General features: G+C 67.1%; 6 protein-coding genes. 3 read left to right on the top strand and 3 right to left on the bottom strand.

Features of this window, described 5'->3' with window-relative positions; genetic code table 11:
* Positions 1–36 precede the first annotated feature (36 nt).
* A complete protein-coding gene (locus Q0C81_RS16065) occupies positions 37–246 on the bottom strand; it encodes a hypothetical protein (protein WP_291840218.1) in 210 nt (69 codons plus the stop codon).
* A 106-nt stretch (positions 247–352) separates the two neighbouring features.
* Positions 353–772: a nucleoside-diphosphate kinase gene (gene ndk, locus Q0C81_RS16060; protein WP_291840215.1), complete on the bottom strand. Its 420-nt coding sequence runs from the start codon at positions 770–772 to the stop codon at positions 353–355.
* Between the two features lie 147 nt (positions 773–919).
* Here ndk and Q0C81_RS16055 point away from each other — a divergent pair, with 147 nt between their 5' ends.
* Positions 920–2,806 carry an ABC-F family ATP-binding cassette domain-containing protein gene (locus Q0C81_RS16055; protein ID WP_291840213.1) on the top strand — a complete coding sequence of 629 codons (1,887 nt, stop codon included), beginning with the start codon at positions 920–922 and terminating at the stop codon, positions 2,804–2,806.
* Positions 2,803–3,045 (top strand): DUF2164 domain-containing protein, encoded by a 243-nt coding sequence (locus Q0C81_RS16050; protein ID WP_291840210.1) that lies wholly within the window; start codon positions 2,803–2,805, stop codon positions 3,043–3,045. Before Q0C81_RS16055 ends, Q0C81_RS16050 begins: the two co-directional genes overlap by 4 nt.
* Positions 3,046–3,099: 54 nt before the next feature.
* Here Q0C81_RS16050 and Q0C81_RS16045 read toward each other — a convergent pair whose 3' ends face one another.
* A complete protein-coding gene (locus tag Q0C81_RS16045; RefSeq protein WP_291840207.1) occupies positions 3,100–3,798 on the bottom strand; it encodes an AIM24 family protein in 699 nt (232 codons plus the stop codon).
* Positions 3,799–3,926: 128 nt separating this feature from the next.
* On the opposite strand from Q0C81_RS16045, the gene Q0C81_RS16040 reads away from it, so the two are divergent.
* Positions 3,927–4,733, top strand: coding sequence for a DUF4198 domain-containing protein (locus Q0C81_RS16040; protein WP_291840204.1), 807 nt, complete (start codon positions 3,927–3,929; stop codon positions 4,731–4,733).
* Positions 4,734–4,837: the final 104 nt, after the last annotated feature.

The raw sequence follows: 4,837 nt of genomic DNA, 5'->3' as shown, positions 1-4,837 counted from the left end.
AGCAATCTCCGAGGCCGTTTTCATTGTCTTGAGGCATTAGTTCGGGCGACGCGGAGTGGTCGCCGCGCCCGCCGCCGCGCCGATCGCGGCGCCCGCGACGGTCGCGCCGGTGTTGCCGCCGATCGCCTGTCCGGCGACCGCGCCGCCGATAGCGCCGGTGGCGGCGCGCTGTTCCATGGTCGTGCCGCACGCCGCCAGCAGGGCGAGAGCGCCGATGGCCGGTGTCAGTTTCAGGATCGTTTTCATTGTTCTGGTTCCTTGGGGAGAAAGACCCGGTGAAAACGAGAGCGGCCCGCGTCCGGTTCCGGACACGGGCCGCTCAAACGGTCAAGCCCCTGAAGGCCTTATCATTTTAGCCGACGATTTGGTCGTCGGTGAAGAACTGGGCGATCTCGATGCCGGCGTTTTCCAGCGAGTCCGAACCATGGACCGAGTTCTCGCCGATCGACAGGGCGAACTGCTTGCGGATCGTGCCGTCGGCGGCCTGTTCCGGATTGGTCGCGCCCATGACTTCACGGTAGGCGGCGACGGCGTTCGGGCCTTCCAGCACCTGAACGACGACCGGCTCGGCGGTCATTTGCTCGACCAGCTCGCCGTAGAACGGGCGCTCGCTGTGCACGGCGTAGAATTTCTGGGCCTGTTCGGTCGACAGCTTGACGCGGCGTTGGCCGACGATGCGCAGGCCGGCGCCCTCGATCACGGCGTTGATCGCGCCGGTCAGGTTGCGGCGCGTGGCGTCGGGCTTGATGATCGAGAAGGTGCGTTCGGTCATGACGGTGACTTCTTGTTTGGGAGATTGAAGGTCGCGGGCTTATAGACGCGCCCTCCCCGGTTTCCAACCGCCTCACAATTTTGCCTCTATCGCCCGGCGCATCGCGCCACGCGGGCGCAGGGGCGTATCGAGATTTCGACCGCCGCCATGCTCCAGATCACCGACCTGACCTTCAACGCGTGGGGCCGCAAATTCCTCGAGGACGCCTCCGTCAGCCTGCCGCCCGGCGCCAAGGTCGGCCTGGTCGGCCGCAACGGGATCGGCAAGTCGACCCTGTTCAAGCTGATCCTGGGCGAACTGGCCGCGGGCGGCGATGAAATCAGCCTGCCCAAGACCGCCCGCGTCGCCTCCGTCGACCAGGAACACCCGGCCACGCCCGTCAGCGTGCTGGAGACGATTCTGGAAGCCGACGTCGAGCGCCACGACCTGCTCACCCGTCTGGAGACGGCCGAGCCGGAGGAGATGGGCGAGATCTGGACCCGCCTGATCGAGATCGACGCCGACGCCGCCCCCGCCCGCGCCGCCGAAATCCTCGTCGGCCTGGGCTTCAGCCAGGAGAACCAGCAGCGGCCGATGTCGGAATACTCCGGCGGCTGGCGCATGCGCGTCGCCCTGGCGGCGGCCCTGTTCGCCGAGCCGGACATGCTCCTGCTCGACGAACCGACCAACTACCTCGACCTGGAAGGCGCCCTATGGCTTGAGGCCCGCCTCAAGAAATACCCGCACACCGCCCTGATCATCTCCCACGACCGCGAGATGCTGAACGAGGTCTGCACCCACATCCTGCACCTGGCGAACCACACGCTCACGCTCTACACGGGCAACTACGACGCCTTCGAAAAGGCTCGCGCCGAGAAGGCCCGTCTGCAGCTGTCGGCCAAGGCCAAGCAGGACGCCGAGCGCGCCCACCTCCAGGCCTTCGTCGACCGCTTCAAGGCCAAGGCCTCCAAGGCCGCCCAGGCCCAGTCGCGCATGAAGCGCCTGGCCAAGATGGAACCGGTCTCCACCACCATCGAGGAACGCGTCGCCCCCTTCATCCTGCCGTCTCCGCCCCGCCCGCTGGCCCCGCCCCTGATCCGGCTGGAACGCGCCAACGTCGGCTACGAGACCGGCAAGCCGATCCTGCGCAATCTCAACCTGCGCATGGACCTGGACGACCGCATCGGCCTGCTCGGCGTCAACGGCGCTGGCAAGTCGACCTTCGCCAAGATGATCGCCGGCGCGCTCAACGTCTCCGAGGGCGAACTGCACCGCGACAAGAAGATGCGCGTGGGCTGGTTCCACCAGCACCAGATCGAGGCCATGGACCCGACGGACACGCCGCTGGAGATCATCCGCCGCGCCATGCCCGAGGCCTCCGAGAGCAGCCGCCGCTCCAAGCTGGCCCAGTGGGGCCTCGGCTACGAGAAGCAGGAGACCACGGTCGCCTCCCTGTCCGGCGGCGAGCGCGCCCGCCTGCTGCTCAATCAGGTGGCGATGGACGCGCCGCACATCCTGATCCTCGACGAACCGACCAACCACCTGGACATCGACAGCCGCCGCGCCCTGCTCGACGCGCTGAACGACTATTCGGGCGCCGTCATCCTGATCACCCACGACCGCTCGCTGATGGAGATGGTCGCCGACCGACTGTGGCTGGCCGCCGACGGCACGGTGAAGCCCTATGACGGCGACATGGACGACTACGCCAAATTCGTCCTGGACCGCGCCAAGATGGCCGCCGTGAAGCCCAGCCAGATCAAGGAAGAGGCCAAGGCCGCCGAGGCGCAGCCCAACAAGGGCAAGAAGGCCGAGAAGCGCTCGGGTCCCTCCCCCTCGACCCTGCGCCATGCGGTCAAGAAGGCCGAGGAGCGGATGGCCCAGCTGACCGCCGAGATCGCCCGCATCGACGACGACATGGCCAACGCCTCGATCAGCAATCCCAAGGCGCTGGAAGGCCTGACCCGCGCCCGCGCAAAGACGCAAGCCGACCTGGACGCCGCCGAGGCCGCCTGGATCGAGGCCGAGGAGACGCTGGCGGAAGCCACCGCATGACCCCGATCAAGTTCAGCCGCGAGGAGCTGACCGCCATCGCCGGCAAGCTGCGTCCCTATTTCCGGGACGAGTTCGAGGTCGAGCTGCGCGACCTCCCGGCCGAGATGCTGGTCGACTTCCTCGCCCGCGAGATCGGCCCCTTCTTCTACAACCGCGCCCTCTACGACGCCCAGGCCGTCGTCGCGAAGAAGGCCGAAGACATCGCCGAAGCCATCACCGGGCTGGAACGGGCGGAGTGACGCGTGTCTCCTCCCCGTTCGCGTTGCGAATGGGGAGGAGATCGCGCCTTCGGATCAGCCCTGTGCGGCCTGCATGTAGGTTTCCTCGTACGGCTGGACCACGACCCAGCCCTCGCCCTCGAACTTCATCTGGATGCTCTCGCCCGAGCCCCGGCCGACGAAGGTCTTGAACGAGATATCCGTCGCGATCTCCGGCGACAGCCCGCCCGACCAGGCCACCGTCGCGTTCGGGTCGGTGAAGATCGGCCCGGTCTCGCGGCTGACCTTCAGGATCAGCGGATCATAGTGGCTGGTGATCGCCACGATGCCGCTGCCGCTCAGCTTCACATTGAACAGGCCGCCGGACATCATCCCGGCCACCCGCTTCATCATGGTGATCTGGTTGCTGATGCTCGTTTCCAGCGCCAGCACGTCGTTGCCGTTGGCGAAGATCGTCTCGTTGTCCAGCCGCAGCAGGGTGATCTTCTTGCCGGTGTCGGCCAGGTAGACGCGGCCCTGCCCCTCCACCTTCATCAGCACCATGCCCTCGCCGCTGACGGCCTTTTTCAGCAGATTGCCGAGGCCCTGCTCCATCAGGCCCTGGCGGGTGAATTTCACCTGCCCGGTGCGCGCCACCATGGCCCCTGCCTTGGCCCAGATCGAGCCGTTCAGCTTCACCTCCAGCAGATACTGGTTCTCCAGCTCGAAGGCGTCGGGGCTGACATCCTTCTCCTTATAGGCGGCGACGAACTCGGCGACGGTCTTCACGGGCATGGGAACCTCAAAAACGGGAACTTCAGGGAGGCGCAGGCTGACCGGAGACTTCCGGCCGGCGCAAGCCTTGTTCGTTGCAAACGCCTCGCAATCTTATAGTTTCCCACCGAACATTCGGGACCCCGACCATGACGAAGACCAAGTTGACCGCCGCCTTCCTCGCCGGGGTGATGCTGGCCCTCAACGGCGGCGGCGCGGCCCTGGCCCACCAGCCCTATCTGCGGCCCAACGTCTTCGACGCCACCGGCCGTGACCACGTCACCGTCGAAGCCTCCTTCACCGAGGAGGTCTTCGCCTCCGAGGTCGTGATGCGGTCGGACTTCTTCCACGTCGTCGGTCCCAACGGCGACACGCCGATCACCGCCGTCACCTACCTGCGCGACATCGCCGTGTTCGAGGCCGCCGTTCCCCAGGACGGCACCTACCGTCTGTCCTCCGGACCGCGTCAGGGCCGCACCGCCAAGATGTACCAGTCCGCGGACGGCGTCTGGAGAATGGTCGGCGAGGAAGACGGCCCGCCCCCACCCGGCGCCGAGCTGGTCGATGTCCAGAGCATCACCGTCGCGGACGTCTACGTCACCCGCGGCGCCCCCTCGACCGAGGCGCTGCAGACGACCGGTCAGGGCCTCGAGCTCAAGCCCGTCACCCACCCCAACGACATCATCGCCGGCGAGGACGCCGTGTTCGAGCTGCTGCTGAATGGCCGGCCGCTGGCGAACGCTCCCGTCACCGTCTTCCGTGAGGCGGGCCGCTGGGACGGCCGCAAGGTCGAGGCTGACCTCTACACCGGCCCCGACGGCCGCTTCACGCTGAAAATGTCCGGCCCCGGCGCCTACATGACCCTGATCCGCCACCGCATGGCCGCCCCGGCGGGATCACCGGTGCCCTATGTCAGCTACAGCCACACCCTGACATTCGTGGCCGAGGCGGGGTGAGGAAATCTCCCTCCCCTTCTGGGGAGGGTGGACCGCGAAGCGGGACGGGTGGGCGACGGCCGCACGGTCCAGCAATCTCTGACGCGCCCCACCCTGTCGTCGCT

The organism is Brevundimonas sp. (assembly GCF_023259385.1).
Classification (GTDB): domain Bacteria; phylum Pseudomonadota; class Alphaproteobacteria; order Caulobacterales; family Caulobacteraceae; genus Brevundimonas.
This window is presented reverse-complemented; position numbering and strand designations above follow the sequence as displayed.

What these genes read in the sequence shown, in the direction of transcription:
- Q0C81_RS16040 (WP_291840204.1), top strand. Translation starts at nt 3,927, where the DNA reads ATGACGAAGACCAAGTTGACCGCCGCCTTCCTCGCCGGGGTGATGCTG.
- ndk (WP_291840215.1), bottom strand. Translation starts at nt 772, where the DNA reads ATGACCGAACGCACCTTCTCGATCATCAAGCCCGACGCCACGCGCCGC.
- Q0C81_RS16050 (WP_291840210.1), top strand. Translation starts at nt 2,803, where the DNA reads ATGACCCCGATCAAGTTCAGCCGCGAGGAGCTGACCGCCATCGCCGGC.
- Q0C81_RS16055 (WP_291840213.1), top strand. Translation starts at nt 920, where the DNA reads ATGCTCCAGATCACCGACCTGACCTTCAACGCGTGGGGCCGCAAATTC.
- Q0C81_RS16045 (WP_291840207.1), bottom strand. Translation starts at nt 3,798, where the DNA reads ATGCCCGTGAAGACCGTCGCCGAGTTCGTCGCCGCCTATAAGGAGAAG.
- Q0C81_RS16065 (WP_291840218.1), bottom strand. Translation starts at nt 246, where the DNA reads ATGAAAACGATCCTGAAACTGACACCGGCCATCGGCGCTCTCGCCCTG.